Genomic DNA, 24,729 nt, shown 5'->3' on the forward strand with positions numbered 1-24,729 from the left:
CCCGTGGTCCCGGACGGATATTGGGTGCCGTACACCGGGGAAACGCAGCCGCCCCCGTCGCGCGATTCCGTGGGGTTGCGCGGCGGGGGCGGTCGTGGAGCGTTTATTTGAGCAGGCGTCCCCTGCGATGGGTCATGACGGCGATGATCGCGCCGCCGGCGGCGAGCAGGCCGCCGATGACGAGGAACAGGACGATGCCGCCACTACCGGTCAAGGGCAGATTCGTGATCGTGGTGACGTTGCGTACGAACAGCAGGCCGTTCTTCTCGATCTGCACGAGCGAATCGGCCAGTGAGGGCACGCGTTCGAACACGGCCAGCGCCGCTTTACCGGGATCCGCGGTGATCGTGACCTTGAACCGCACGTCGAGGTCGCGGTAGCCGTCCGGCACTCCGGTTTCGCGCACCCAGTACGTGCCGGCGGCCAGACCGTCGAACCTCACGAGGCCGTTGCGGTCGGACGTGGCGGTTACGTCCTCGTCGGGACGGTCGGCGCGACGGTACTTGGCGTCGTCCGCGAACGTGTCCGCCGTGTAGAGCGTGAACGTCGCGCCGGCGAGCGGCGTCTTGCCGTCCTCGCCGATCTTGTCGAATTGGAAGCCGTGCGTGTACACGGTGGTGTCCGGAGGCGTGAGCTCGCCGGTCTGGTTGGTTTTCGGATCGTTCGAGTACGTGAGCGTGACCGTGTTCGTGTTGCCGTCGCCGTCGATCGTCGCATGCTCGGTGAGCGTGGCCGAATAGTCGACGCGCAGCAAACCGCCCGCCATGCCGTCACGGCCATTCGTATAGACCCATGCGCTCAGGTCGAGATCGATCGTGGTTGCCGTGCCGCCGTCGGACTTGCTTGCCCGCAGCGTGTAATCTTCACCGTCGAGCGGGCTCCATGACCGGCCGTCCTTGCTGGCCGTGACGGACAGGTCATCATTGAACCGCTGGCCTTTCGACAGGACGTCCGTCAGGCGGAACACGTACGGGTTGGCCGTATCATTCGCGTATTTCGCAGTATCGGGGATGAGGGTTTCAATACGATAGTCCACGATATCGCCCGCATTGCGGTCGTCCGTCAGCGTTGCGTCGTCACCGTCGATGATGCTTTTGCCGATCGTGACGCGCTGGTTCTTGATCTCGGCCACGCCATCGGCGTTGCCGATCGGCGGTTTCGCGGCGGTGATCGCCGTACCGACCAGTATCGGCGCCGAACGCGTGGTGCCGGTCAACGCGGTGTTCGCATCCTCCAGCAGGTACAGGCCGGGCTGCAATCCGGCGAATATGATCGAGGAAATCGTGCCGTCGGCGGCGGGCGTCGTCGTGCCGGACATGACCGGCGCATCCGTGACGGCAACGGTGTCCGCCATGCGATCGGAGAACAGCCGCCAAGCCGGGGAATCCTTCGCGTCCCCCTGCCGGGCCAGCCACACGATCGGATCCTCGCCGCCGGAACCCGTGTCGGCCGCCCCATCGTTGCCCCACGCCGCCTCGCCGGGCATCCCACCGTCGGCATCGGCCGCATCGACCGGGTATTCGCCGTCGCCGACCTTCGGCAGCGAGGCGATCACATCGCCGCGCACCGCGTCCTCGGTGCGCACCGTCACCGCGGAACCCTGAATCGTGAACCCTGCGAGCTTGACCACCTTGAAGTCCGCGCCGTTCAACGACGAACCCGGACCGGCGTTCAGCGTGATCGAATCACCCAATACGGGCGTCGTCTCACCGACCTCATCGGCATGGGCGATGCCGCCGGCCGACACTGTGGCCAGCAGCAGCACTGTCGCCATCGTCGCGCGCAGCAGCCAGCCGAACTTGCGGGAAGAGAACATGATCGGAATCCTTCACTATCCGCATCCCCCGAGACCAAGGCACGAACCGCGCCGACGGGGAAGAGAAAGGAAGAGAACCCGACGGCGCGGCCATGTCATGAGAGGGAAGGTGCGGAACGTTTACCCGAACCACCCTTGGCCCGACCGCACACCCCTCATCCTGTTGCCGCCCGCCACGGCTTCGTGGTCCCACCACGATAATCGTCACTGCCCGATGCTGCTCGGCATTCGGTAGTTTCGTAGCATTTCTTTTTGTATTTCTCGATAGCATGGGATCATGCCTATCAACTGGTGGCGGATCGCGCGACTTGCCTGTTATGTTCTTCTTCTCATCACATCCGTGGGAGAAAGCCTGCTGCTCACCGTCATAGCCGTAGCCGCGATGGCGCTGGACGTGGCGGAATATCTCTGGGAAGGTCACCAGCATAACCAGCGTGGCAAGCAGTGACGCCATCCCCGCGAAAAAAAGAGAGCTAATGACGGTCGTGTGGCTGAATAACTATACGACCACACGACCGTCATTAGTGGGAAAAACTAATTTACTTATTATCACCGTTATTGAGTGTCGATAGATTGTAGAACACAGTTTCGCATACGAGGAATAGAACGGCTCCTGTAAGTAGGGACGTGACAAGCATGGCATAGCTTCTCGCTGACAAGGAGCATCCAACCAGATCGCAGGTTGTCAGTGTGGCGATTATCGCGCTCAGCTGTGTATTGCTGGTCTTTTTGCAGTTTTCGAACAAATTGTGGCTTCCGTTGTATTCATGAATCTGGCGCAGTCTCGTCTTCATGATTGCCGCTCCTTGTATCGTCAGCATCCCATCAGGGTGAGCAATGCGCTGATTCCACCGTGGCATCCGGCTGCGACAAAGGCTGAGACGATTCCTCCGCCAAGGCCGAGCGCGCCCAATGCTGCAGGGGTGCACACGCCAAGATCGCCCCAAGTCTGCACGATCCATTTGGCCCAAGGGTTGCATGATCTCAGGCCATTGCTTGCTGTGGTTTCGATGTGGATGGTTTTCGTGCTCGCGTCGTATGCGACTCTTTGACCAGAGGAAAGCTGCGTCGCCAAGCCTATGACGGTGTTTCCAGCGCTGTCGATGATGCGGAAGGAATCCGATTCGGTTACGACGGTGTCCCCGTCAGCCAGACTGAGCTTGATTCCTTTGAGGGAGGATGCGTCAAGCACCCTGCCCTTGATCCTCATGATATTGTCTGTGGCCGCTACTTCTGGCCTGTTGATTGAGGTGACGGATGACGAATACGGTTCGTTGGCAGTGACTTCGGATGCCGAAGCCTGTGCGCACACACTCATGGAGAGCCCTAATACCGACAGCCATGCAACAAGGACTTTTATCATATGCGGTATCTTTTTCATAATCACTCCTTTGTCTGAATTATGAAACAGTGGTGCTCATTATATGATATTCTTTGGGTTGCGTCAAGCATTCTGAAGGCGTAATAAAAAAAGAGAGCCGGTGAGCCGGCTCTCTTGAAGATGTGACACAACGGGTAGCTGCTTACTGGTCAAAACGTCCTTTGAACAGTTGAATGACGAGGGCGGCGATGCCGCACAGTAGGCCGCCGATCTCCCACGGCAGCCAGAACGGCGCGTCGGGTGCAAACATCAGCAGACATACTGCAATGATCGTGGCGACGAGCATGATGACGCCGCACACCGTCGTGGTGAGCCTGGAGGAAGCGGTCTGCAATCCGGCGCGTTCCTTGCGGTCCTCCTCGGACGCCCGGTTGTAGGCGTCGATGTCCAACTGCAGATACCGCATGCCGCAGTAGATGAACAGGAACACGCCGACCGCGCTGAGCGTCAGCATGACGGCGTTCGGCCAGCCGGCGTCGACGCCCCGCACCTCGTCCATGTACACCACGAGCATGACGCCGATCAGGATCGCCGCGATGCCGCCCGTGATGCCGGCCACCAGTATGCGGGCCTCGTGGCTGCGGTCGTCCTGCGTGTAGAAGTCCTGGACGTACGGGTGCCGTCTCATGAACGCGACGCGCATCATGCCGCCGCCCAGCAGCAGCGCCAATCCGACGACCACGCCTATGCCGATGCACGTGAACATCAGGAAATCGTTGAGCGGGGAAGGGCCGATGATCGAGTTGTCGGAGTCGAACAGGTTCGCGATGCCGACCGCCGCGATAACCGCCGCGATACCGGACGCGATCAGCAGTGAGAAGCGACGCCGATGCGCGTCGTATCCGGTCAGGTCCTGCGGCAGGGGCGGTGTGCCGGCGTCGGCCGACCCGATCGCCGGTTCGGCCGGTTTCGTATCGGGATGGTTCTGCTCGTCTGACGGTCCCGTCGTCGGGTCGGACGTGGCGCCGTTTGCCGGCCGGTTCACGTCGCCGAGCACGAGGTCGTCGAGCGTGCAGCCGAACAGGTCGCAGATTGCCAGCAGCTTGTCCATTTCCGGGTACGCCTTCTCGGATTCCCATTTCGAGATCGCCTGCCGCGAGACGCCGAGCAGCATGGCGAGCTGCTCCTGCGTCATGTTGCGCCGTGCGCGCAACGTCTGCAGATTGGTGCGGAATGTCATGGTGGTCCCCTCTTTCCAACAGTGTCGTCATGTCGCGTCCGGACGATGACCCCACTATGGCAGACCGCGCCGCCGTCCGCCACCATCTTGCGGTTGCACACGCCGATCACGAAGCCAATCGCCGCGCAACCAGCGGTTGCATCGGCTGAATTCCAACGTTTTCGGAGATTGTTTCAAGTATGCTGCGGGACTCGGCGTTCATAGATTCGTTTGCTGGTGATCATGGCGGCGTTGGTGTGTCCGATGCCAGCTTGTGATGGCACGCCGTCAAGAATGCGGAACGTTTACCCGAACCACCCTTGGTCCGACCGCACGCCCCTCATCCTGCCGCCGCCCGCCACGACTTCGTGGTCCCACCACGATAATCGTCACCGTCCCCGATACCACCCATCAGCCGGTAGTTTCGTAGCATTTCTTTATGTTCGTATTTCTTTGTTTATGTGGATCTGGCATGACTTCCTTTCAGGAAAAATCCCTTGATGCCGGACCATGACGTGCGGTAGCATATCTTTACGAAAGGAGGCGTGTCATGGTAAAACTCGTTGATTTGTACACGGTGGATAAGGACAGTGCCGAATACGACTATCTGCGTTTGTGTGATGCGCCCCTGCCGCAGGATGTGTTGGAATTTCTCGGCAAATCCTCTGAAGCGGAGCCGGGCGCTGTCCCGTCTCCTCGTGAACAGGTTTACGCTTGAGCCGTTGACGGAGCAGCAGAGTGCCGGTTCGTTTTCGTTTCGCCGACAAGTCCGATCAGTCGCGGTTCACTAGTTTCTCTTGCACTGACCCCGTACCGGCCAACCGTCAGATTGACGGACGATGGGTCAAAGGATCACAGCTTCATCCGGAACCGTGGGCGCTGCTAGTGCAACGTCTCATCCATAACAGTCCGATATATCACGACAAGGATTGCTGGATTCGCGTGGGCGTGGACGATGAGACCGGCAATCTGGCTTCATACTGTGCGGTAGCGCATAAGGGTAACGGGGTGTACGAAATCGCGGTGATCGCTGTATCCCGCAGGCTCCGAGGCCTGGGATTAGGTACGCAGGCCTTACGCGACGCGATGGCGGTTGCGACCCGCGATGCCGTCCAACGTGACTTAAACCCGGTGTTCATCGCCACTATTGATGAAAACAACCGTGCCAGCGCTCATTTGTTCGCCTCGTTCGGATACCAGCTCATCCGCACATATGAGAAGGATCGTCACGGCTTCGTGTTCAACCTATGGGCGAGACGCTGATCCATCACGATTGGTTGTATTGCTGGTACGACTGCAAGGAATGTCTCCGCTGCGGCGCACCAGCAATAACTTCACTCGTGCCGGTCGAGGTATTCGGCGAGGGCCTGGGCGACGAGGTCCTGCATGCGGATGCCCTTGATGCCGGCGGCCGCTTTGATGCGGTTGCGCAGCGAGGTGCGGATCTTGATGCTGGTGACCATGTAGGGGTCGTTGGCCGGTTCCTCGCGGTAGATGTCGTCGACCGACGTGATCTCGCGTTCGGCGGGCAGATAGCTCAGGTTCCCTTTCATTGTCCGACCGCCCGTCTCAGCTCGTGCAGGACGAGGCCGTATTCCCAGAGTTTGGCCGGGCGGCGGCCGAAGCTGGTCTTGATCTCCTGCCGTTTGGGCACGATCGTGTCGAAGCGTGGCGTGTCCTGTGTTTCGAGCGCGTGCATGGCCTGCCGGAACGCGACCGTGTTCGTTTCGACGCGGTTGAGCAGTACGGCGGCGGGCGTGCGTCCGGCTGCGTTGACGGTCGCCCATGCCTGCTGCAGGTCGACGGGAGATTCGGTGGTGGGCACGATCACGAAGTCGGCCGTGTCGAGCGCGGTTTTGAGGCCTGCGTGAGTGGGCGGCGCGTCGATGATGAGCCATTCTCCCGGCGCGGTGCGGATTGCGGCGAGTTCGTCGCCGGTGGCGGCCTGCACGTTGAACGGCAGCGTTTCGTTGTTGAGGTTGGCGATTCTGTCCCACAGGGTCGCGGAGTACTGCGGGTCGGCGTCCAGAAGCGTGACATGCTGCCCGTCGCGGACGAGCGCGTGGCACAGGTATTGCGCGATGGTGGTCTTGCCGACCCCGCCCTTCGCGTTGGCGATGGCGATTCTCATGACGGTCTCCCTTTGTGTTTGTTTGTATTTGTGTTTTTCTTTGTTTCTTTATTTCTTTGCGGATGTGTCCGGCTGGGCCTGTTCGTCGGGCGTCTCCGGCGGATCGCGTTCGCCGGGTTCGAGCCGGGTGAGCCTGCGTGGCCGTCCGAGCGGTTCGCCGTTGCCGGTTTTGCGTGCGCGTTCGTTGCGTCGCCGGTTGCGTACGATGCTGTGGATTTCGGGGTGGGCGTCGAGCCAGTCGAGCAGCCGCCGGTACGGTTGGGCGAGATCCGCGGCCTTGCGGCCGGGCAGGACGTCGTGGACGATGACGACGCGCATCGCGTACTGGCGTTCCTTGTAGGTCATGCCGCCGAGGATGCCGTGCGTGACCGGGCGCAGCAGGCTGCGGGCCAGGCACGGCATGAGCATTGGGCATTGCGCGCACAGGCGTTTGGCTGCGCCGCGCAGCATTTGGTCGGGACGTGAGTCGCCGGCGGCGTCGAGTTCCATCCAGATCATGTCGTACAGGTCGAGCTGCGCCTGCGCGCACAGGCCGCCGGGCGGCAGCATCGACGTGTGTATCCACTCGTCGCCGCCCGTAGCTCGTGCTGGTTTGCCGGCCGGCTTGCCGGTGGGGCGGAACCCATCCATCATGCGCTCCGTTCCATGCTCAGCATCCGGTCGAACGCTGCCAGTTTCTCTTCCTTCTGCCGCAGGTGTTCCTTCCAGCGTTTCGTCTGCTCGTCGGCCTCGACCCGTGCCCGCTTGACGGCTTCCGCGGTGCGTGTGTTGCCGTGCAGCGCCAGGTTGCGTTCGTCGTACGCGCACACCGGGCACTTGTCCCGTCGGATGGAGCCGTTGAGATGGTTCTGCGCGAACGCGATTCGACTGTTCGACCTGCCGTGCTGGAACGACGAGTAGCCGAACACCGGGCACTGCGTGACGGTTTCGCACGAGACCAGCACCGCCGCATGAGGGTCCTTCTCCTCCTCGTCTTTCGCCGGCATGGTCCCCGCCTTGATACGTTTGACCCTGATCCGCCGCTGTTCGATCTCGCTGCGCCGTTCCTGCCACAGGCGTTCCCAACGTCGAGCGAACTCGGACATGCTCAGCATTTTCGGACGCCAGAACGGATTCTTGGCGGTCCACAGCACCAGCTCCAGAATCTCCATCTGGCTGTGCTCCGAGAGCAATTTCGCCGCGGCCCGCTGGTCGCGCGCCCGTGGCGGCTTGGCCCACACCTGTTCGCCGGCGAGCAGTTCGGCGAACCGTTCCAGCAGCGCGTCGCAATCGGACACGGAGACGTTGTCGCCGACGAACGTCCCGTCCGACTGATGGTTTTCGCTGGTGAAGCCGAAATCCTGGTTCGGTTCGTCGTCGCGGTCCGGTACGTCGGACGATTGGCTGATGGTGGTTGTGCTGTTCCCGGCTGAGTCTCCCCGTGGGGAGATGTCCCCTTTAGGGGACAGAGGGGTAATAGGTTCATAGGATGGTTTGGGTGACTGCACGGTCACCGGGCTGGTGACTCGCAGTGCATCGGGCGTCTTGCTTCCGCCCGGCGCTTTTCCTGCACCCGGTGACTGTGATGCACCGGGTGCCTCGCATGCACCGGCGTCGGCATCCTGCTCGGTGTCGTCCGCTTCCTCCGTCTGGCTCCCGCCTCTGCACGACGTGCGCGGCTTGCGGTCCGTCGGCGCGGGCAGCGTCTCGTCGCGGTCCATGCAGATCTCCCACACGGTCGGCCGCTTGTACTCGGGCAGGTACTGGATCACCTCCGTGGCTTCCGACTTGCGGATGAAGCCGTTCTCCTCCAGCCAGCGCAGCTTGCGCTGCACCGACCGTTCGCACATACACGAGTTCCTGGCCATCTTCTTGATGCCGGGGAAGGAGTTGCGACCGTGCTCGTCGGCGTTGTCGGCGAGGTTGATGAGCACGAGCTGGGCGTACGGATCCTCGATCAGCCGCTTGAGCGTGAACACGCGGCTCAATGCCTGGATGCTCATCGGCGTTCACCTCCCGCCGGATGCGCGGCCACGGCGCGCCGCAACCGGTCAGCGCGGCTGACCGATTCGTCGAGATACGGTGAAACCGTGATATAAGACTTTCCCTCAAAACCGTGGTTTTCCGGGCTTCCGCACGCGATGACGGTCACGCGCGCGGGTATACAATCCTGCTTGTAAGACATAAGAATCCAATCTCTGTCTGCACCGCGAAAGCCTTCCTTTCTCTTCACAAAATTCAGGCTTTCTTGGTTACTTTGATTGGAATCCGGGAAACGGTTTTGACCGGCCGCCTCCACGGATCCCGAACGGACCTGGCCCTCTCCCGCAAGGAGAGGGCTTCTTCTATGTGAAGGCGACCACCTCCTTCGCCATCGAAGGAACGGGATCGTCGGACAGGCCGAGCAGCCAGTCACTGGAAACGCGGAAATGCGACGCGATGCGCCTGATGTCGGGCAGCGTCCAGTTGATGTCGCCGTTGAGCTTGCCCGTCACCGACGACTTCGACAGTCGCATGATACGGGCAAGCGCCGCGTAGCTCACATAATTCGGCTCACCCATCAGCATGCGCACGCGGCGCGTGGTCACGCCGTCACGGCGCAGCTCGCGTTCGCTCGCCGCGCCTTGCTCAGGCACGCTCGTGTCACGGTTCGCGGCGGGAACCAGCAGAAAACGGGTATCATGGGACTGAGGAACGACACCACGCCCGAACAGGACGCGCGAAGCATCGGCGAAGCCGTCAACGGCAAACACCGGCGACAACGCGCACGCGGCGGAGGCACTGGTCCGAGACATGGAAACACGCTTTCCATGACCGGGAACCGTTCAAAATTTAATCCGTGAAGCGGGTCGGGGCAGTACGTTTAATCCCCGAAAAACCCACGACTTAAAAGGACGCTGCTCTAACCGTTGAGCTAAAGGGGCAACAGCACTAAGATACACACTTCCACCGGACAAACCAAATCGACATTTCGTAAGTGAGGTGTATTCCACGTGCGTGGCGGACGCGGTGGAAAAGCAAGAATGCCGGCTCAAAGAGCCGGCATTCCGAAGTCACAGACGGGACTCACCCCGTCCAGGTATGGTTGATTATATCGGAAACCCCTGCCTAGAAAACGCCTTTCTCTTGTTTGGCTGAGGTCGTCTGGTCCACCTCGGAATTGGATAGTATCTGGGTTAATCGGATAGTTTGAACCATGATCTATCCGATACAAATCGTTGAAAAATCAAGGATTCGCTTCGGATGAAGGCTGTCTAATCGGATATTTTCGGGTTGTAATCGGATACTTTTGACACGGTCATATGTGTACCGAGCCTGAATGGGTACGGCAACCGACCTCATCTGGCGTCAATCGGGTCAACATGCTTGCCGCCGGACTGGCCGATATCGAACGAGAACGGTGAAGCCTTACCCTCGCAACCGAGGAAATTGACCGCCAAGCAGCTGGCAGAGAAGATTGGCATGCGTCCGCTACTGCATTCAGAGCACGAAAAAGCCCGGCGGGGAGCCGGGCTTTCAGGAGAGGAAGAAGAGAGGAAAGGGTTCAGTTATCGCGGCCTTTGCGGCCGTGACTTCATATAACAACGCGAGTCTCGGCGAGGTGTGTGTGGTGGCTGGAAGTCGCGTGGGAATCACGTTCGAGATCAATGATGGTGCGTGTGGCAGGGCGTATGTGCGGAAGTCTTGTGATTAGTTGTTAAAAGACTAGTTTTTTCTAGTGTTTTATGATATCATATGATTATGAAACTCTCCGAATACGCGCGCATACACGGTATCCAATACCGTGCAGCATGGGAGCGTTTCCGTTTGGGGCGGATACCCGGCGCGTACAAGGATGAGGTCGGGACGATCATCGTACCCGACGAGACGAAAACGTATATGGCGAACGATGCGGCCGTATACGCGCGAGTGTCCGACCCGTCGGAACGTCGGACCCGGTTGCCCGCCCAGCAGAAGCGTGTGGAGGATTGGGCGACGGCGAACGGGTATCATATCGTGGAGTCCGTGGCCGAAGTGGGCTCCGGTGTAAACGACAAGCGGCGTAAACTGTCCGCCCTGCTGAAACGGAACACGTGGGGCGTGCTGATCGTAGAGCGCAAGGACCGGTTGACCCGGTTCGGGTTCGAATGGTTCCGCCTGTTCATCGAACAGCAAGACAAACGAATCATTGTGATCAATGAGGCGGGTGACGATCGTACGGATCTGATCCGGGATCTCGTGTCGATCATCTACTCGTTCAGCGCGCGCCTGTATGGTCAACGCCGGTCAAAAAAAGCCGTGGCGATGGTGGACGTGCTCACCCGTGACGAAAACGGGGTGGACGATGCCGTCGAAGCCTGACATGGTGTACACCTCCTATCAGGTCGGCTTCCCCGTGAACATGGGGAAGGCCGGGATGCTCCGTCGTATGCTGCCCGTGTGGCGGCGTGGGTTGAAGCGGGTCCTTGCGGTATTGGAGCGGACCATCATCGGGGGCGGAAAGATGCCCCGTTGGGTGGACACCAAGAACTGGGACGGTGGATTGTCGCAACGGCAGTGGGATTCCGTCGTCAGGCAGGCGAAGGCGATGCTCGACTCATGGATCGAACTGCGTGAGAACGACTTCAGGGGCATCGTCTACCATTCGTCGCTCGATGACGACCTGAAACAGGCGTTGTACCGGATCAACCTGCGTCACGCATGGTGGGAGCGGGTGGACGACGAGGCCCACAGGATGGCCCGTCGTATCATCAAGCACCTGCATAAACGCAACCGGTTCCCGAACCCGATGCGATGCCGCACCATGAGCATGGACGGCAAGATCGCCCAGATCCAACCATCGAACGGCGGCGAATACTATTACTGGGCGCGCATCTCCACCCTGGAAAAGGGACACCCCCTGTACGCCCCGATCCTCATCCATTCGGACCTCGAACCGCACCTGAACCCCGACGACCCCCAGCGGCTGGCGAACCACCTGCAATTGAGGGTCAACGAGGACGACACCATCGTCGCCCGGCTCATGACCACCATGGAGTCCGTGAAACCACGCGACACCGGGGAGGCCATCGGCTTGGACTGGGGTTTGAAAAGCCTGTTCGCCACCAGCGACGGACGCCTGTACGGGCTGGAACTGTTCGCATGGCTCCAGAAACGCGACATGGAACTGACTGCGCTCACCAGGGAACTTGCCCACTCCCATGTCTCCTACAAGCAGTCGAAACGCTACCGAAACCTCAACCGGCGCATCCGCGAATACGTGCGCAACGAAACCAACCGCGTACTGAACCTCATCGCGGATGACCGGCTCCGCGAGATCGTCGTCGAAGACCTCGACTTCCGTCACGGCGGACTATCCAAACAGATGAACCGTATCCTCACCCGCGCCGGACGCGCCACGGTACGATACAAGCTCCAACGTTTATCCCAGACCAAGGGCATCGCCATCACCCACGTCAACCCCGCATACACGTCACTGGAATGCGGATCCTGCGGTTGGGCCAGTTCGAAGAACCGACCCAACCGGAACCTGTTCCGCTGCGAATGCTGCGGATACACACTCAACGCCGATATCGCCGCCGCAAGAACCATCAGGGCGAGACGTTCCCGTCCCGAAAGCTGGCGGAGGATCGGCAGAACGATCATCCTGAGCCAACTCCGCAAGGAGCACGCCCAGCGATGCCCGGACGGCAAACGCTGTCCGTCACGCCGTAAGGAGTACGGCTCCCCGACGTCAGCCAAAGCGAAAGCCAACACTGAAACGCGGGTCAAGAACAAACGACAGTCATAAACGACTATCCAAATTCATACTCTGTATGGTGGGGTGCATGCATAGTTTCCGCACTGGGGTCCGTGTGTGGAAAGGTTCGTGTATTTGTGCATGGGGCGTCGCCTCGTCATGCCTCCCACCGCGCATCCTGGCGTGTGCTGAGTCGTCGTGGAGTCGTCTCCTCGCCGCTCGAAAACCTGAATGTGATCAATCTGACATTTCGCTGGAGCGGGCGAGCGAGAAAGGCGTGCGTCGTCGTGTGCGCCTACTGCCAGAACGGGTGCAACCCCTATATCTAGTTGCGACACGCTCAACACGCCACAAGAACTAGTGCCGGCGTGATCCGGGGCATGGTTGTAGTCTAGTTCCTCGGCAGTTCACAGCATCGACCGAATGGAGGCATCACATGACCGTTACCGTCTTCACCAAACCGCGTTGCCCGCAGTGCGACGCCACCAAGCGTCAGCTCACCAAGCTGGGTGTCCCGTTCGAAACCGTCGATCTGTCCGAAAACCCGTCCACGCTCGAGCAGCTGCAGGAAGCCGGCTTCAAGCAGGCCCCGGTCGTCATCACGCCGGACAATTCGTGGACCGGCTACCGCCCCGACCTCATCCGCGAACTGGCCAAGACCATCGCCGCGGAATCCGCCGCCGAACACGACGTCATCTCGGCGACCGGCGCCAACGAGCGCATCCTCGTCGCATGAGCGATCCGACGATACAGTCCGGCACGTCGACCATCCTGGCCGAACGCGAACAGTCGCCGGCAGTTCCAGCGACATCACCGGCCGTCGTGACCGTCGGGCACGCGGCCACGGCGACTGCGACAGCCGAACGTCACGCCGGCGCGATCGTCTACTTCTCGTCCGCATCGGAAAACACCGCACGATTTGTCGCGAACTGCAGACTGGACGAACTCGGCATCGCCTCCTACCGCATTCCGCTGCGCCCCGGCGACGAGCCGCTCGCCGTGCGCGAACCGTACGTGTTGATCGTGCCGACGTACGGCGGGGGAGTCGTAAGCAAGGCCGTGCCGCCGCAAGTCAAACGATTCCTCAACGATCCGGACAATCGCGCGTGGATCCGCGGCGTGATCGCGTCCGGCAACACGAACTTCGGCGAGGCGTACGCGGCCGCCGGGCGCATCGTCTCCGCGAAATGCAAGGTGCCGCTGCTGTTCACGTTCGAACTCATGGGCACGCCGGGGGACGTGCGCAAGACGCGCGACGGACTTGCCCGATTCTTCGCCGACAACAGGCAAGCCGACGACCGGTAACCGAACCAGCAGCCGACGCATCGAGACGACCAACGGCCAACGACCAACGCTAACGACCAGCAGCCAACAGTCAGCGGCAACAGTCAACGGCCCGGAATCCAGCCGGCCACAAAACGCAACCGGCCCGGGCCCCACCCGATACGAACCGTAACCGATCCACATCGCAACCAGTCAGGATTCATCACACATGCCCACCACCTACGACCCGTCCACCGACTACCACGCGCTCAACGCGATGCTCAACCTGTACGATGAGCACCACCGCATCCAGTTCGGCAAGGACAAGGAAGCCGAACGCGCGTACGTCGCCACCGAGATCGAACCGAACACGCGCCATTTCGCCACCACCGCCGAACGACTCGCGTACCTGATCGACAACCAGTACTACGAGGCCCGCGTCTTCGAGCAGTACACGCCCGAATTCCTCGACACGTTCTACGCGCGCGCGGCCGCCAGCGGCTACGAGTTCGAGACGTTCCTCGGCGCGTTCAAATTCTTCCGCTCCTACGCGCTCAAGTCGTTCGACGGCAAGCAGTACCTCGAGGACTTCCCGCAGCGCTGCGCCGCGGTCGCGCTCGCACTGGCCGCCGGCGACGAAACCGCCGCCGTCAGCTACCTCGACGAGATGATCGCCGGCCGCTTCCAGCCGGCCACGCCCACGTTCCTGAACCTCGGCAAGGCGCAGCGCGGCGAAGCGGTCAGCTGCTTCCTCGTACGCATCGAAGACAACATGGAGTCGATCTCGCGCGGCATCAACGCGGCCCTGCAGCTGTCCAAGCGCGGCGGCGGCGTCGCCCTGCTGCTGAGCAACCTGCGCGAACTCGGCGCGCCGATCAAGCACATCGAAAACCAGTCGAGCGGCGTCGTGCCGGTCATGAAACTGCTCGAGGACTCGTTCTCGTACGCGAACCAGCTCGGCGCGCGCCAGGGCGCGGGCGCGGTGTACCTGAGCGCGCACCACCCCGACATCATGCGCTTCCTCGACACCAAACGCGAGAACGCGGACGAGAAGATCCGCATCAAGTCGCTCGCGCTCGGCGTGGTCGTGCCGGACATCACGTTCGAACTGGCCAAGCAGAAGGCGCAGATGGCGCTGTTCAGCCCGTACGACGTCGAGCGCGTGTACGGCAAGCCGTTCGCCGACATCTCCATCAGCGAGAAGTACGACGAGATGGTCGCGGACGATCGCATCCGCAAGACCTACATCGACGCGCGCAAGTTCTTCACCACGCTCGCCGAGCTCCAGTTCGAATCCGGCTACCCGTACATCGTGTTCGAGGACACCGTCAACCGCGCCAACCCGATCGACGGCCGCGTGACCATGTCGAACCTGTGCTCCGAAATCCTGCAGGTGCAGGAGCCGAGCGCCTACAACGAGGACCTCACCTACGCGCACGTCGGCCGCGACATCTCCTGCAACCTCGGCTCGCTCAACATCGCCAAGGCCATGGACGGCGGCCTCGCCGGCACGGTCGAAACGGCGATCCGCGCGCTCACGTCGGTCGCCGAACAGACCAGCATCAACGCGGTGCCGTCGATCCGCCGCGCCAACGAGGAAGGCCACGCGATCGGCCTCGGCCAGATGAACCTGCACGGATTCCTCGCCCGAGAAGGCATCCAGTACGGTTCCGACGAGGCGCTCGACTTCACCGACATGTACTTCATGACCGTCGCCTACCACGCGTACCGCGCGTCGCACGACCTCGCGGTGAGCCGCGGCCGCGCGTTCGTCGGATTCGAGCGTTCCGCGTACGCGAAGCCGGCCGGACAGGGCAACTACTTCGACAAGTACACGGACGGCCGCCGCTCGCTCGATCCGCGCACCGCACGCGTGCGCGAACTGTTCGCGAAGTACGGTGTCGCGATCCCGACCGTCGACGACTGGGCCGCGCTGCGCGACGCGATCCTCACGGACGGACTGTACAACCAGAACCTGCAGGCCGTGCCGCCGACCGGATCGATCTCGTACATCAACCACAGCACGTCGTCGATCCACCCGATCGTCTCCAAGATCGAGATCCGCAAGGAAGGCAAGATCGGCCGCATGTACTACCCCGCGCCGTACATGACGAACGAGAACCTCGAGTATTTCAAGGACGCGTACGAGATCGGCTGGAAGGCGATCGTCGACACGTACGCGGAGGCGACGCAGCACGTCGATCAGGGACTCTCGCTCACGCTGTTCTTCCCCGACACGGCCACCACGCGCGATGTGAACAAGGCGCAGATCTACGCGTGGCGCAAGGGCATCAAGACCCTGTACTACATCCGCATCCGCCAGCAGGCCCTCGAAGGCACCGAGGTCCAGGGCTGCGTCTCCTGCATGCTGTAAACGAAAGGAAACCGCACTATGGCACCGATCTCCATCCCGCGCAAGCCGCTCAAGCTCATCGACCGCGTCAGCGCGATCAACTGGAACAAACTCGAGGACGACAAGGACCTCGAGGTCTGGGACCGTCTCACCGGCAACTTCTGGCTGCCCGAAAAGGTCCCTGTCTCCAACGACATCCCCAGCTGGCAGGCCATGAGCGAGGAGGAGCACACGCTCACCATGCGCGTGTTCACCGGCCTCACGCTGCTCGACACGATCCAGGGCACGGTCGGCGCGGTGAGCCTCATCCCGGACGCGCTCACCCCGCACGAGGAGGCCGTGTACACGAACATCGCGTTCATGGAATCCGTGCACGCGAAGTCGTATTCGAGCATCTTCTCGACGCTGTGCTCGAGCGAGCAGATCGACGCCGCGTTCGCGTGGAGCGAGGAGAACGAGTACCTGCAGAAGAAGGCGCAGATCGTGCTCGACTACTACGAGGGCGACAGCCCGCTCAAGCGCAAGGTCGCCTCGACGCTGCTCGAATCGTTCCTGTTCTACTCGGGCTTCTACCTGCCGATGTACTTCTCGAGCCACGCGAAGCTCACGAACACGGCCGACGTGATCCGCCTCATCATCCGCGACGAGGCCGTGCACGGCTACTACATCGGCTACAAGTACCAGAAGGGTTTGGAGCTGGTCGGCGGCGAGAAGCGCGAGGAGCTGCGCGAATACACGTACGACCTGCTCAACGAGCTGTACGACAACGAGGTGGAGTACACCGAGTCGCTGTACGACGGGGTCGGGCTCACGGAGGACGTGGAGAAGTTCCTGCGTTACAACGGCAACAAGGCGCTCATGAACCTCGGCTATCCGGCGCTGTTCCCGGCGGAGATCTGCGACGTGAACCCGGCGATCATCGCGTCGCTGTCGCCGAACGCGGACGAGAACCACGACTTCTTCTCCGGTTCCGGCTCGTCGTATGTGATGGGCAAGGCCGAGGAGACCGACGATGAGGACTGGGACTTCTGATCCCGGCCGTCCGGTCGTCTGTGTGAAACGGAGCGTCGTTGGCCGGCTGCCGGCCGGCGGCGCTACCGCACGATGAGCACGCTGTTGCGCTGATCGTATTCGCAGTTGTCGTCGAGCGGGATGCCGGTCAGGTCGTCGGTCGAATACTGTTCCGCACAGGCGAGCCGGGTGTTCGTGTCGACGGCGTCGCGGTCGACGACGCGCAGTCGGCCGTCGCTCACCTGCATGATCGTCCAGCAGACGTCGGCCTCGCCGCCGTCCAATTCCAACACTTTGAACACCCGGTCGAGATTGCCGGAGAACAGGATCGCCGACACCAGATAGTCGGGGTCCTCGAGTTCGAGATCGCGGTTGTCGTGCGGCTTGCGGACGAGCCGCAGCGGAAAATCGTCGTCGGTGCGCACGCCGACCATGTCGTAGGGCAGCTGGACCACGACCGAATGCAGGGCCAGTCCGCCGGCCACGGCGAGCACGAGCAGACCGACGGCGATGAGCACGTATTCCCACGGCGAGACGCCGTCCGCGAACAGCGGACGGCCGATCGTGTCGCGCATGATCCACACGCAGATGACGGCCGCCACGCCGAGCACCGCCACCACGACCGCCGGGCCGAACGTCTGCCAGAGCCGGCGGCGGATCAACTGCCGGACGGGTTGGCGGCTGCCCTGCCATTCCTCGGCCGTGCATTGCGGTTCCGGCTGTGGTTCCAGCGCTGATTCCGACTTCGGCCTGCGGCGTACGACGGCGTTTCCCATGGGTCCCATTGTAGGCGTGCTTGTAGGCATGCGGCCGGTTGTCGGGCGGTTGGTTGTCGGTTGGTCGGTTGGTTGTCGGATGTGCGGCCGGGGTGCCGGATTGCGTCGGGACGCCGGTTGGGACGATTGCCGGATTACTGGTTGAACAGTTCGCTGACCGGCCCGCCGATTTCAGTCCGGCAGTTCCGTCCACGCCGGCAGCTTGTGCAGCGCGCGCACGACGTTGCACTGTGCGAGCAGGTCGCCGTCACCGGCGCACATGGTCGGATACCACATGCGATGACGCAGTTTGGCCGCCGGGTTGCCGGTTTCGCCGCGCAGCAACGTCGCTTCGCTGTTGCTGTATTGGAAATGCAGATGACTCAGCAAGCCGCCGTTCGACAGTTCGGCGCGCGCGGGCATCGGGTCCATCGCGATGAGCACGCGGAACGGACTGTCGGCGGGCGCGGAGTCGGCGTGGAACACGTAGCACGGCTTGCCTTCGAGGCCGCGGTCGATCATGTGGTCGAACTGGTAGGCGTAGCGGCCGATCACCGTGTTTTCGCCGCTGAGCCAGGCGAGTGCGAATCCGTTGTCCGGGCGCTCGCCGAATTCCAACGGTTCGATGTGCCAACCGACGATGGATGCGTGACGGTTTTCGCGGCAGGTCGTGCGGCAAGCCCAACGCCAGAACCGGCGGATGCTGCCGCCGAAGAACGGCAGCATGAGCGTGAACGCGGACTTGTTGCGTCGCATCGCCGCCTCGGATTCCGCCCACGCGCGTTCGAGCGCGGGTTCGCGGCTGTCGATGAGCCGCTCGAAGCTGATCCAGTCGCCGAGCCATTCGGTTGGATTGAATGGCGTCGCGGGTTGCTCAGCGGGTTGCGCCGCGGACTGTGCGGCGGATGGTGCTGCCGCGGGTTCGGCCGCCATGGGATCGGTCATGATGCCTCCTTATGCAAGCTTTCGTCCAGGTCGATGATACGGTCGCACCACAGCGCGGCCAGCTCCTCGTCATGCGTGACGACGAGCACGGCCTTGCCTCGGTCCGCAAGACGCCGCAGCAGCGCACCGACCTGCATCATGTGCGCGCGGTCGAGTCCGCTGGTCGGCTCATCCAAAACAATCAGTTCCTTGCCGCACATGATCGCCGACGCGATCGCCAGCCGCTGCTTCTGCCCGCCCGACAGGCTCATCGGATGACGTTCCGCGAACGGCAGCAGGTCCAGTTCGTCGAGCACGCGGTCGGCCTGTTCGCCGAGCGTGGTGGGGTGAAGCTGCGGTGCGCCAGCCGCGTCCGGCACATCGACGGAACGTCGGATCGCATCGTCCGCGTCACCCAGTCCGAGCAGCAGTTCCTCGCGCGCGCTGTCGGCGAACAGCTGATAGTTCACGTCCTGCATGACGAGGAATCCGGCGCGGGTGAGCGCGGCCGGCCGGGCCGGCTTGCCGTGCAACAGCATGCGTCCGGCGAGCGGTTGCTGCAGACCGCACAGCGTGCGTACCAGCGTGCTTTTGCCGGCGCCGTTGTGTCCCATGAGTCCGACGATCTCGCCGCCGGACAGCGTCAGGTCGCCGATGTCGCGGCGGAACGCGCGACGATATCCGACGGCGAGACCCTGCGTGGCGATGATGGGAGCGTCGATTTCCGTGCGCGTGGCTTCCGCAGTTCGCTCGCTTCCGGACCGCATCTTCTGTCGCAGCGCTTTGCGATACGGCGTGAGATCGAGCGCGCGCAGTCCCCACGATTCCAGCCGTTCGGCCGGCAGTACGGAGAACTCGTCGGCCGTGTACGTGCCAACGATCGCGCCGTCCGCGAAGCGCACGTACCGGTCGACCAGATCGGCGCACCACGCGAGACGATGCTCGGCGATCACGACCGTCACGCCGTCGCGTTTGAGCGCGGCGACCATGTCGTGCAGGTCGCGCATCGCGGACGCGTCGAGATTGCTGGTCGGTTCGTCCATGACGACGACGCGCGGGCCCAGCATGGTCGCCGCGGCGACTGCAAGCCGTTGCTTTTCGCCGCCGGACAGCTTGAACACGCTGCGGTCGAGCAGATGGTTGATGTTGAATCGTTGCGCGACGTCGTCGACCCGAGTGCTGATCGCGTCCGGCTCCATGCCGACGTTCTCGCATGGGAACGCGAGTTCGGAGGTCGTGTCCGCGTTGAAATACTGCGTTTTCGGATTCTGGAAGACACTGCCGACGAGCGGCACGTACGACTCGATCGGGATGGATGCGGCACTGTCCGAGCCGCCGGGTGCCAGTCCGCACACGACCTGCGTGCCGGTGAGCGGACCGTGGAAGAAGTTCGGGATCAGACCGTTGAGCAGCCGCGTGACGGTGGTTTTGCCGCAGCCGGACTGTCCGCACAGCATGACGGTTTCGCCGGGGCGCACGGTCAGATCGACGTGCGACAGGGCGGGTTCGGTGGGATGCGTCGCGTCGACGTTCGCGGGGTCGAGGGACATGCCGGCCGTCGTGCCGGCCGTCGTATCAGTTGGCGTGCCGGACGATGCATCGGACGCCGCGCCCGTATCGTCGTGCGAGTACCGGAACGACGTGTCGACGATGCGAATGATGGCATCGGATACGGATGTCGACGGGGGAACGGTCGCCCCGCCGGCGGCGTTCGCCCGGAATGACAAGAATGACGGTTCGCTCACAGTACGCCTCCGATCGAGAGCGCCATCGGCACGGTGCACACGGCCATGAACGCCCAGTCGAACCAGCGCATGCGGATCACGGTCATGCACGTGTGTTCGCCGGCGATGCCGAGCCCTTTGGTGAGTGCGGCGACGGACAGGTCGCGCGAGACGAACGTCGCGTTCATCAGCAGCGGCACGATGATGAACTCCAACGATTGCACCGGGTGACGTACGAGCGCGAACCGGCCGGCCGCGATGCCGCGCAACGCCATCGCGTTGCGGATCTGCCGATAGTCGTGCGCGATGGTCGGAAAGAAGCGGATCACGACCATGCACGGGATCACGATCGCCTCGGGCACGCGCATACGCCGCATCGCGCACACGAACTCGCTGATCGACGTCGTCGTGAACGCGTACGCGCCGGTGATCAGGCACGGCATCATCATGCGGATGCCGACCGACAGTAGTCCGGCGACGTGACCGGCCGTCGCGAGCGTTGTCGTTGCGTCGCCCGCGCCGGTCGTGCCGCCGTTCATCATGCCGATCAGCGAGCCGCCGGAACCGCTTCCCGTGCCGGTCAGCGTCACCGCATCCGACCACAATCCCAGCCCGAGCAGCGCGAAGTACAGCACGGTCAAGCGCAATCCCGTGCGCCACCGTCCGGCCACGAACAGCGGCAGCAGGAACAGCGTGACCATGATCGCCTCGCCGCGCGTGTCCACGTGGAAGAACAACAGCAGGTTCGCAAGCAGCAGCAGATACAGTTTCGCGCGCGGGTCGAGCCGCAGGCCGGCGGTGCGTGCCGACGCGGTCATGCGCACGTCCTGCCGGGCCGCGATCGTCCGCGTCATCAGGCGATGCCGGCCTTGACGAAATGCTTCTTGAGGATGCGCTGGCCGAACCAGCCGCCGATCAGGCCGCACACGAGGATCGCGGCCATCGCCACGAAGAACGAGCCGACGCTGATCTGCGAGAACAGGTTGTCGATGTACGCCGAGTCCTTGCCGCGCGCCTGCAGCGAGGCGACATACGCGTCCTTCATGAACCACAGCGGCAGGATCGGGCCGGTCAGGCCGTAGCAGAACACGACGTAGCCGATGAGGATGGTGATCCTGTTCTTGTAGTTGCCGATGCGGGCGATCAGGTCGCCGGCGAGCGGGAAGACGATGCTCGCGACGAACGAAAGCGCGAAATGGCCGGAGACGAACAGGAACAGGCCGATCACGACGCCCATGACGGTGATGCCGCCGAACTTGCCGACGCGTGCGACCGACAGCATGAACACCGGGCCGCAGATGAGCGCGGCGACGGCCGGCAGGAAGATCGTGCCCGCGCCGGCGACGAGCGCGCTGATGAGCGTGGCGACGCACACGCACACGAAGTAGAGGGCCGTGAAGATGCCGATCGAGATGAGGTCGGGGATGGCGAGGCGGGAGGATTTGGCGGCGGGGGTGCCGGTCGGCTGCGCGGCGGGCTGCTGGGTCATATGATCTGATCTCCGATGCGAAACGGAACGGTTTCGGCTCCCGTTCTTGACGGAACGCGCGAAATGGACAAACTCCATTCAATGTATCGGGCATCGGCGCGCGACACAATACCCCCGTACTCGGCTGTGCGGATGGTGGAGGGGTGGCGAGGTGGCGGGAATGAAATGAGATGACCGGGGATGGGCGGTGGAACGGCCGACGATGTGGCCGGACTGCTCATTCCAGACGAAATGCGGGAACGAGAAAGCCCGGCGGGATTGGCGCCGGGCTTGCAGAGAAGAGAGAAGAAGAGAGAGGAAAGAGGTTAAGTTATATCGGCCTTGCGGCCTGAAATACAGGATAGGCGGGCGAGCTTCGGCGTTTCCCCGGATTTTGCTGGATACGAGTCCCGGTTTGGCTGGGAAAACGCTTGGAGTCGCGAGGCTGTGCGCGGTCGTGCGTAGCCGCGCCGATCGGCCGATACGATGGCGGATCCGCCGGCAATCCCGCCGATGCGTTCCGCTGGAGGATCTGCCGGCAGTTCTGCTAACGTGTGCTGCCGGTCAGGCGATGATGCCCAGCTCTTTGAGCTTCTTCTCGATATCCGTGGCGGACGGCTCCACCTGGAACGCGCCGTCCGGGTACAGCACGACCGGAATGTGCTTCTGGCCGCTGATCTCGACCGCACGGTCGGCCGCGCCCTCCTCGGACTCGATGTCGTGCCACACATACTCCGCGCCGAGCCGCTGCAGCGCCGCCTTCGCGCGCTTGCAGTCGCCACACCAATCCGCGCCGTACATCTCAATGGCCATGATGATTCCTTTCCGTTGATCCATAATGCGATGTCGTCCATCCGTCCGCGGCCCAGTCGGCCGGCCGAACGAACCCGGCATCCGCTGCCATTCCACACTACTGTCTCACGATCCCACTCCCCGCCCGCCCAGCCACGCCATCCGCGTAATCTCGGAATCGCACTGCGCGCGATACTGTGTTGTTGGCGGCGCGTTCGCGCCGCGGAGCTCCCTCAGTCACGGCTACGCCGTGACAGCTCGGTGAGGGAGCCGAGGCTCCGCCAGCTTCGAAGGCGTTGCCAACGGTTATAAGCCACAGGCCGGTTTCCTCTGAAACATCGCCGTAAAGCAGACAGCAGAGCTGTTTGTAGGCGATGCGCGAGCCGACAGAGATGACGGTGGCAAAGATGCTGGCGGCAGCCTCGGCCCCCTCACTGAGGGGGCTGTCGAGCGAAGCTCGACTGGGGGAGCTCCTCGGCGCGGGAGCGCCGCCAACAACACAGTATCGCGCGCAGCGCGATTCCGAAGACTGAACGGGCATCCACAACGTATCTGCAACGCATGTGCGCCGCGAGATGAAGAGGCACGGCCGCCCCCGCTCCTAGAGTGGGTCGCATGTCATGCACCACCATTCTCATCGGAAAATCAGCCAGCACCGACGGATCGACGATCATCGCGCGCGACGACGACTCCGGCTCCGGCCGCTACGATCCCAAGCGATTCGTCGCCGTCCATCCGGAAGACCAGCCGCGGCACTACCGCAGCGTGCTCAGCCACGTCGAAATCAATCTGCCGGACGATCCGTGCCGGTACACGATCGTGCCGAACGTGCTCAACAATCGCGGCGTGCTCGCCGAAGCTGGTGCGAACGAACGCAACGTGGCGATGAGCGCGACCGAAACGATCGCCGTCAACGAGCGCGTCGCCGCGGCCGACCCGTTCGTCGAACTTGTGCCGGCCGTCGGCGAGCCGGGGGAGCCCGGCTATCAGCCGGAACAGCCGGGCGGCATCGGCGAGGAGGACATCATCACGCTCGTCCTGCCGTACGTCGCGACCGCGCGCGAAGGCGTGCTGCGGCTCGGCGACCTGCTGCAAACGTACGGCACGTACGAGTCGAACGGCGTGATCATCTCCGACGTGGACGAGATCTGGTACGTCGAGACGATCGGCGGCCACCATTGGATCGCGCGGCGCGTGCCCGACGACTGCTACGCGACGATCCCGAACCAGCTCGGCATCGACCGGTTCGACCTGGCCGACGCGTTCGGCGAACAGCGTGAATACTTGTGCAGCGCCGACCTGCGCGAGTTCATGGCGCAGCATCGGCTCGACCGCACGATGGACGGAACCGCGAACGACGCCGTGCCCGACGTGTTCAATCCGCGGCTCGCGTTCGGCACGAGCACGCCGAAGGACCACATCTACAACACGCCGCGCGCCTGGTACATGCAGCGCCGGCTCAACCCCGGCGACGACTGGGATTCGCCCGTCGCCCGCTACACGCCCGAATCCGACGACATCCCGTGGTGCCGCGTGCCCGAGGCGAAGGTGACTGTCGAGGATGTTGATTTCCTGCTGTCGTCGCACTTCGAAGGCACCCCGTATGACCCGTACGGTACCACCGGCACCGCCGAATCACGCCACCGCTACCGTCCGATCGGCGTGAACCGCACCGGCCACATGGTCGCCATCCAGCTGCGACCGTATGCACCTGCGGCCAGCCGGGCGGTCATGTGGATCTCGTACGGCTCCGGTCCGTTCACTACGGCCGCGCCGTTCTACGCGAACGTCGACGACACGCCCGCGTACCTGCGTGACACGACGCCGGAGGTCTCCACCGACAGCCTGTACTGGACGAACCGGCTGATCGCCGCGCTCGCCGACGCGCACTGGTTCGACACGCGCAACGCGATCGAACGGTACGCCGAGAACGTGCGCATCTTCGGGCACCGACTGCTGGGCGAGACTGACGCGGCGATCGCCAGCGGTCGGTTCGACGACGGCATCGACGGCAATGGCGACGGGCTTGCGGACGGCGACGGCAGCCGTGACGGCATGCCCGTGACCGGCGTGCTCGCGGAAGCGAACGATCGCATGGCCGACTATCTGCGCGTGCATACGACCACGCTGCTCAACGACGTGCTGTACACGTCCAGCAACCTCATGCACAACGGCTTCGCCATGTCCGACCGCTGGGTGTGACGCGAGGGGCTCGGCCCTGTCTGTGGGCTCGCCGGGGCTGTGGTATCGCGCT

General features: G+C 62.8%; 25 protein-coding genes. 10 read left to right on the plus strand and 15 right to left on the minus strand.

Annotation, left to right across the window (positions count from 1 at the left end; all coding sequences use genetic code 11):
• Window positions 1-103: 103 nt before the first annotated feature.
• Window positions 104-1,816 (minus strand): SpaH/EbpB family LPXTG-anchored major pilin, encoded by a 1,713-nt coding sequence (locus JS533_RS05640; RefSeq protein WP_241513475.1) that lies wholly within the window; start codon window positions 1,814-1,816, stop codon window positions 104-106.
• Between the two features lie 277 nt (window positions 1,817-2,093).
• On the opposite strand from JS533_RS05640, the gene JS533_RS05645 reads away from it, so the two are divergent.
• Window positions 2,094-2,264, plus strand: a complete 171-nt coding sequence (locus JS533_RS05645) for a hypothetical protein (protein ID WP_241513476.1) — start codon at window positions 2,094-2,096, stop codon at window positions 2,262-2,264.
• A gap of 366 nt (window positions 2,265-2,630) precedes the next feature.
• On the opposite strand, the gene JS533_RS05650 is transcribed toward JS533_RS05645, so the two are convergent.
• A complete protein-coding gene (locus JS533_RS05650) occupies window positions 2,631-3,197 on the minus strand; it encodes a hypothetical protein (RefSeq protein WP_241513477.1) in 567 nt (188 codons plus the stop codon).
• A gap of 142 nt (window positions 3,198-3,339) precedes the next feature.
• On the minus strand, window positions 3,340-4,377 hold the full coding sequence (locus JS533_RS05655) for a helix-turn-helix transcriptional regulator (protein ID WP_241513478.1): 1,038 nt from the start codon (window positions 4,375-4,377) through the stop codon (window positions 3,340-3,342).
• A 529-nt stretch (window positions 4,378-4,906) separates the two neighbouring features.
• Here JS533_RS05655 and JS533_RS05660 point away from each other — a divergent pair.
• Both JS533_RS05660 and JS533_RS05665 read left to right on the plus strand, forming a co-directional pair.
• Window positions 4,907-5,074: a hypothetical protein gene (locus JS533_RS05660; protein WP_241513479.1), complete on the plus strand. Its 168-nt coding sequence runs from the start codon at window positions 4,907-4,909 to the stop codon at window positions 5,072-5,074.
• Window positions 5,075-5,094: 20 nt separating this feature from the next.
• Window positions 5,095-5,619, plus strand: coding sequence for a GNAT family N-acetyltransferase (locus tag JS533_RS05665; RefSeq protein WP_081892078.1), 525 nt, complete (start codon window positions 5,095-5,097; stop codon window positions 5,617-5,619).
• 71 nt (window positions 5,620-5,690) lie between these two features.
• Here JS533_RS05665 and JS533_RS05670 read toward each other — a convergent pair whose 3' ends face one another.
• The 6 genes from JS533_RS05670 to JS533_RS13790 all read right to left on the minus strand — a co-directional run bounded on the left by JS533_RS05670 (window position 5,691) and on the right by JS533_RS13790 (window position 9,219).
• The gene (locus tag JS533_RS05670) at window positions 5,691-5,909 is read right to left on the minus strand and encodes a hypothetical protein (protein WP_033494383.1); all 219 of its coding nucleotides are present in this window, start codon (window positions 5,907-5,909) and stop codon (window positions 5,691-5,693) included.
• Window positions 5,906-6,487 (minus strand): ParA family protein, encoded by a 582-nt coding sequence (locus JS533_RS05675; protein WP_241513480.1) that lies wholly within the window; start codon window positions 6,485-6,487, stop codon window positions 5,906-5,908. Before JS533_RS05675 ends, JS533_RS05670 begins: the two co-directional genes overlap by 4 nt.
• 48 nt (window positions 6,488-6,535) lie before the next feature.
• Entirely contained in the window at window positions 6,536-7,120 is a 585-nt protein-coding gene (locus tag JS533_RS05680; RefSeq protein ID WP_169171401.1) for a WhiB family transcriptional regulator, read from the minus strand.
• Entirely contained in the window at window positions 7,117-8,469 is a 1,353-nt protein-coding gene (locus JS533_RS05685) for a helix-turn-helix domain-containing protein (RefSeq protein WP_241513481.1), read from the minus strand. Before JS533_RS05685 ends, JS533_RS05680 begins: the two co-directional genes overlap by 4 nt.
• The gene (locus tag JS533_RS05690; RefSeq protein WP_241513482.1) at window positions 8,466-8,618 is read right to left on the minus strand and encodes a hypothetical protein; all 153 of its coding nucleotides are present in this window, start codon (window positions 8,616-8,618) and stop codon (window positions 8,466-8,468) included. Before JS533_RS05690 ends, JS533_RS05685 begins: the two co-directional genes overlap by 4 nt.
• 193 nt (window positions 8,619-8,811) lie before the next feature.
• Window positions 8,812-9,219 carry a helix-turn-helix domain-containing protein gene (locus JS533_RS13790; RefSeq protein ID WP_241513483.1) on the minus strand — a complete coding sequence of 136 codons (408 nt, stop codon included), beginning with the start codon at window positions 9,217-9,219 and terminating at the stop codon, window positions 8,812-8,814.
• A 988-nt stretch (window positions 9,220-10,207) separates the two neighbouring features.
• On the opposite strand from JS533_RS13790, the gene JS533_RS05700 reads away from it, so the two are divergent.
• From JS533_RS05700 to nrdF, 6 genes are all read left to right on the plus strand, one after another.
• Complete coding sequence (locus tag JS533_RS05700) at window positions 10,208-10,807, plus strand: IS607 family transposase (protein ID WP_241513484.1); 600 nt, start codon at window positions 10,208-10,210, stop codon at window positions 10,805-10,807.
• Between the two features lie 142 nt (window positions 10,808-10,949).
• Window positions 10,950-12,236, plus strand: coding sequence for a zinc ribbon domain-containing protein (locus tag JS533_RS05705; RefSeq protein ID WP_241513485.1), 1,287 nt, complete (start codon window positions 10,950-10,952; stop codon window positions 12,234-12,236).
• Between the two features lie 385 nt (window positions 12,237-12,621).
• The gene (locus tag JS533_RS05710; RefSeq protein WP_241513486.1) at window positions 12,622-12,921 is read left to right on the plus strand and encodes a glutaredoxin family protein; all 300 of its coding nucleotides are present in this window, start codon (window positions 12,622-12,624) and stop codon (window positions 12,919-12,921) included.
• On the plus strand, window positions 12,918-13,490 hold the full coding sequence (gene nrdI / locus JS533_RS05715; RefSeq protein ID WP_241513487.1) for a class Ib ribonucleoside-diphosphate reductase assembly flavoprotein NrdI: 573 nt from the start codon (window positions 12,918-12,920) through the stop codon (window positions 13,488-13,490). The genes JS533_RS05710 and nrdI overlap by 4 nt, the downstream gene beginning before the upstream one ends.
• A gap of 187 nt (window positions 13,491-13,677) precedes the next feature.
• On the plus strand, window positions 13,678-15,822 hold the full coding sequence (nrdE, locus tag JS533_RS05720; RefSeq protein WP_241513488.1) for a class 1b ribonucleoside-diphosphate reductase subunit alpha: 2,145 nt from the start codon (window positions 13,678-13,680) through the stop codon (window positions 15,820-15,822).
• Window positions 15,823-15,840: 18 nt separating this feature from the next.
• The gene (gene nrdF, locus JS533_RS05725; RefSeq protein WP_241513489.1) at window positions 15,841-16,833 is read left to right on the plus strand and encodes a class 1b ribonucleoside-diphosphate reductase subunit beta; all 993 of its coding nucleotides are present in this window, start codon (window positions 15,841-15,843) and stop codon (window positions 16,831-16,833) included.
• 62 nt (window positions 16,834-16,895) lie between these two features.
• Here nrdF and JS533_RS05730 read toward each other — a convergent pair whose 3' ends face one another.
• The 6 genes from JS533_RS05730 to JS533_RS05755 all read right to left on the minus strand — a co-directional run bounded on the left by JS533_RS05730 (window position 16,896) and on the right by JS533_RS05755 (window position 22,496).
• Complete coding sequence (locus tag JS533_RS05730) at window positions 16,896-17,588, minus strand: hypothetical protein (RefSeq protein WP_241513490.1); 693 nt, start codon at window positions 17,586-17,588, stop codon at window positions 16,896-16,898.
• Between the two features lie 171 nt (window positions 17,589-17,759).
• Window positions 17,760-18,512, minus strand: a complete 753-nt coding sequence (locus JS533_RS05735) for a hypothetical protein (protein WP_241513491.1) — start codon at window positions 18,510-18,512, stop codon at window positions 17,760-17,762.
• A complete protein-coding gene (locus JS533_RS05740; RefSeq protein ID WP_241513492.1) occupies window positions 18,509-20,236 on the minus strand; it encodes an ABC transporter ATP-binding protein in 1,728 nt (575 codons plus the stop codon). The genes JS533_RS05735 and JS533_RS05740 overlap by 4 nt, the downstream gene beginning before the upstream one ends.
• Window positions 20,233-21,069, minus strand: a complete 837-nt coding sequence (locus JS533_RS05745; RefSeq protein ID WP_241513493.1) for an energy-coupling factor transporter transmembrane component T family protein — start codon at window positions 21,067-21,069, stop codon at window positions 20,233-20,235. The genes JS533_RS05740 and JS533_RS05745 overlap by 4 nt, the downstream gene beginning before the upstream one ends.
• Complete coding sequence (locus JS533_RS05750) at window positions 21,069-21,704, minus strand: MptD family putative ECF transporter S component (RefSeq protein ID WP_241513494.1); 636 nt, start codon at window positions 21,702-21,704, stop codon at window positions 21,069-21,071. Before JS533_RS05750 ends, JS533_RS05745 begins: the two co-directional genes overlap by 1 nt.
• A 543-nt stretch (window positions 21,705-22,247) precedes the next feature.
• Complete coding sequence (locus JS533_RS05755) at window positions 22,248-22,496, minus strand: mycoredoxin (RefSeq protein WP_033494394.1); 249 nt, start codon at window positions 22,494-22,496, stop codon at window positions 22,248-22,250.
• Between the two features lie 594 nt (window positions 22,497-23,090).
• Here JS533_RS05755 and JS533_RS05760 point away from each other — a divergent pair.
• A complete protein-coding gene (locus JS533_RS05760; protein WP_241513495.1) occupies window positions 23,091-24,677 on the plus strand; it encodes a C69 family dipeptidase in 1,587 nt (528 codons plus the stop codon).
• Window positions 24,678-24,729 lie beyond the last annotated feature (52 nt).

It is taken from the genome of Bifidobacterium amazonense, assembly GCF_018555435.2.
GTDB lineage: Bacteria > Actinomycetota > Actinomycetes > Actinomycetales > Bifidobacteriaceae > Bifidobacterium > Bifidobacterium amazonense.

Excerpts from the sequence above, each read along its gene's own strand:
- nrdI (WP_241513487.1), top strand. The coding sequence starts at position 12,918 with ATGAGCGATCCGACGATACAGTCCGGCACGTCGACCATCCTGGCCGAA.
- JS533_RS05685 (WP_241513481.1), bottom strand. The coding sequence starts at position 8,469 with ATGAGCATCCAGGCATTGAGCCGCGTGTTCACGCTCAAGCGGCTGATC.
- JS533_RS05675 (WP_241513480.1), bottom strand. The coding sequence starts at position 6,487 with ATGAGAATCGCCATCGCCAACGCGAAGGGCGGGGTCGGCAAGACCACC.
- JS533_RS05645 (WP_241513476.1), top strand. The coding sequence starts at position 2,094 with ATGCCTATCAACTGGTGGCGGATCGCGCGACTTGCCTGTTATGTTCTT.
- JS533_RS05640 (WP_241513475.1), bottom strand. The coding sequence starts at position 1,816 with ATGTTCTCTTCCCGCAAGTTCGGCTGGCTGCTGCGCGCGACGATGGCG.
- JS533_RS05735 (WP_241513491.1), bottom strand. The coding sequence starts at position 18,512 with ATGACCGATCCCATGGCGGCCGAACCCGCGGCAGCACCATCCGCCGCA.
- nrdE (WP_241513488.1), top strand. The coding sequence starts at position 13,678 with ATGCCCACCACCTACGACCCGTCCACCGACTACCACGCGCTCAACGCG.
- JS533_RS05705 (WP_241513485.1), top strand. The coding sequence starts at position 10,950 with ATGCCCCGTTGGGTGGACACCAAGAACTGGGACGGTGGATTGTCGCAA.
- JS533_RS05700 (WP_241513484.1), top strand. The coding sequence starts at position 10,208 with ATGAAACTCTCCGAATACGCGCGCATACACGGTATCCAATACCGTGCA.
- JS533_RS05710 (WP_241513486.1), top strand. The coding sequence starts at position 12,622 with ATGACCGTTACCGTCTTCACCAAACCGCGTTGCCCGCAGTGCGACGCC.
- JS533_RS05730 (WP_241513490.1), bottom strand. The coding sequence starts at position 17,588 with ATGGGAAACGCCGTCGTACGCCGCAGGCCGAAGTCGGAATCAGCGCTG.
- JS533_RS05670 (WP_033494383.1), bottom strand. The coding sequence starts at position 5,909 with ATGAAAGGGAACCTGAGCTATCTGCCCGCCGAACGCGAGATCACGTCG.
- JS533_RS05650 (WP_241513477.1), bottom strand. The coding sequence starts at position 3,197 with ATGAAAAAGATACCGCATATGATAAAAGTCCTTGTTGCATGGCTGTCG.
- JS533_RS05750 (WP_241513494.1), bottom strand. The coding sequence starts at position 21,704 with ATGACCCAGCAGCCCGCCGCGCAGCCGACCGGCACCCCCGCCGCCAAA.
- JS533_RS05660 (WP_241513479.1), top strand. The coding sequence starts at position 4,907 with ATGGTAAAACTCGTTGATTTGTACACGGTGGATAAGGACAGTGCCGAA.
- nrdF (WP_241513489.1), top strand. The coding sequence starts at position 15,841 with ATGGCACCGATCTCCATCCCGCGCAAGCCGCTCAAGCTCATCGACCGC.
- JS533_RS05680 (WP_169171401.1), bottom strand. The coding sequence starts at position 7,120 with ATGATGGATGGGTTCCGCCCCACCGGCAAGCCGGCCGGCAAACCAGCA.
- JS533_RS05655 (WP_241513478.1), bottom strand. The coding sequence starts at position 4,377 with ATGACATTCCGCACCAATCTGCAGACGTTGCGCGCACGGCGCAACATG.
- JS533_RS05760 (WP_241513495.1), top strand. The coding sequence starts at position 23,091 with ATGTCATGCACCACCATTCTCATCGGAAAATCAGCCAGCACCGACGGA.
- JS533_RS05745 (WP_241513493.1), bottom strand. The coding sequence starts at position 21,069 with ATGACGCGGACGATCGCGGCCCGGCAGGACGTGCGCATGACCGCGTCG.
- JS533_RS05755 (WP_033494394.1), bottom strand. The coding sequence starts at position 22,496 with ATGGCCATTGAGATGTACGGCGCGGATTGGTGTGGCGACTGCAAGCGC.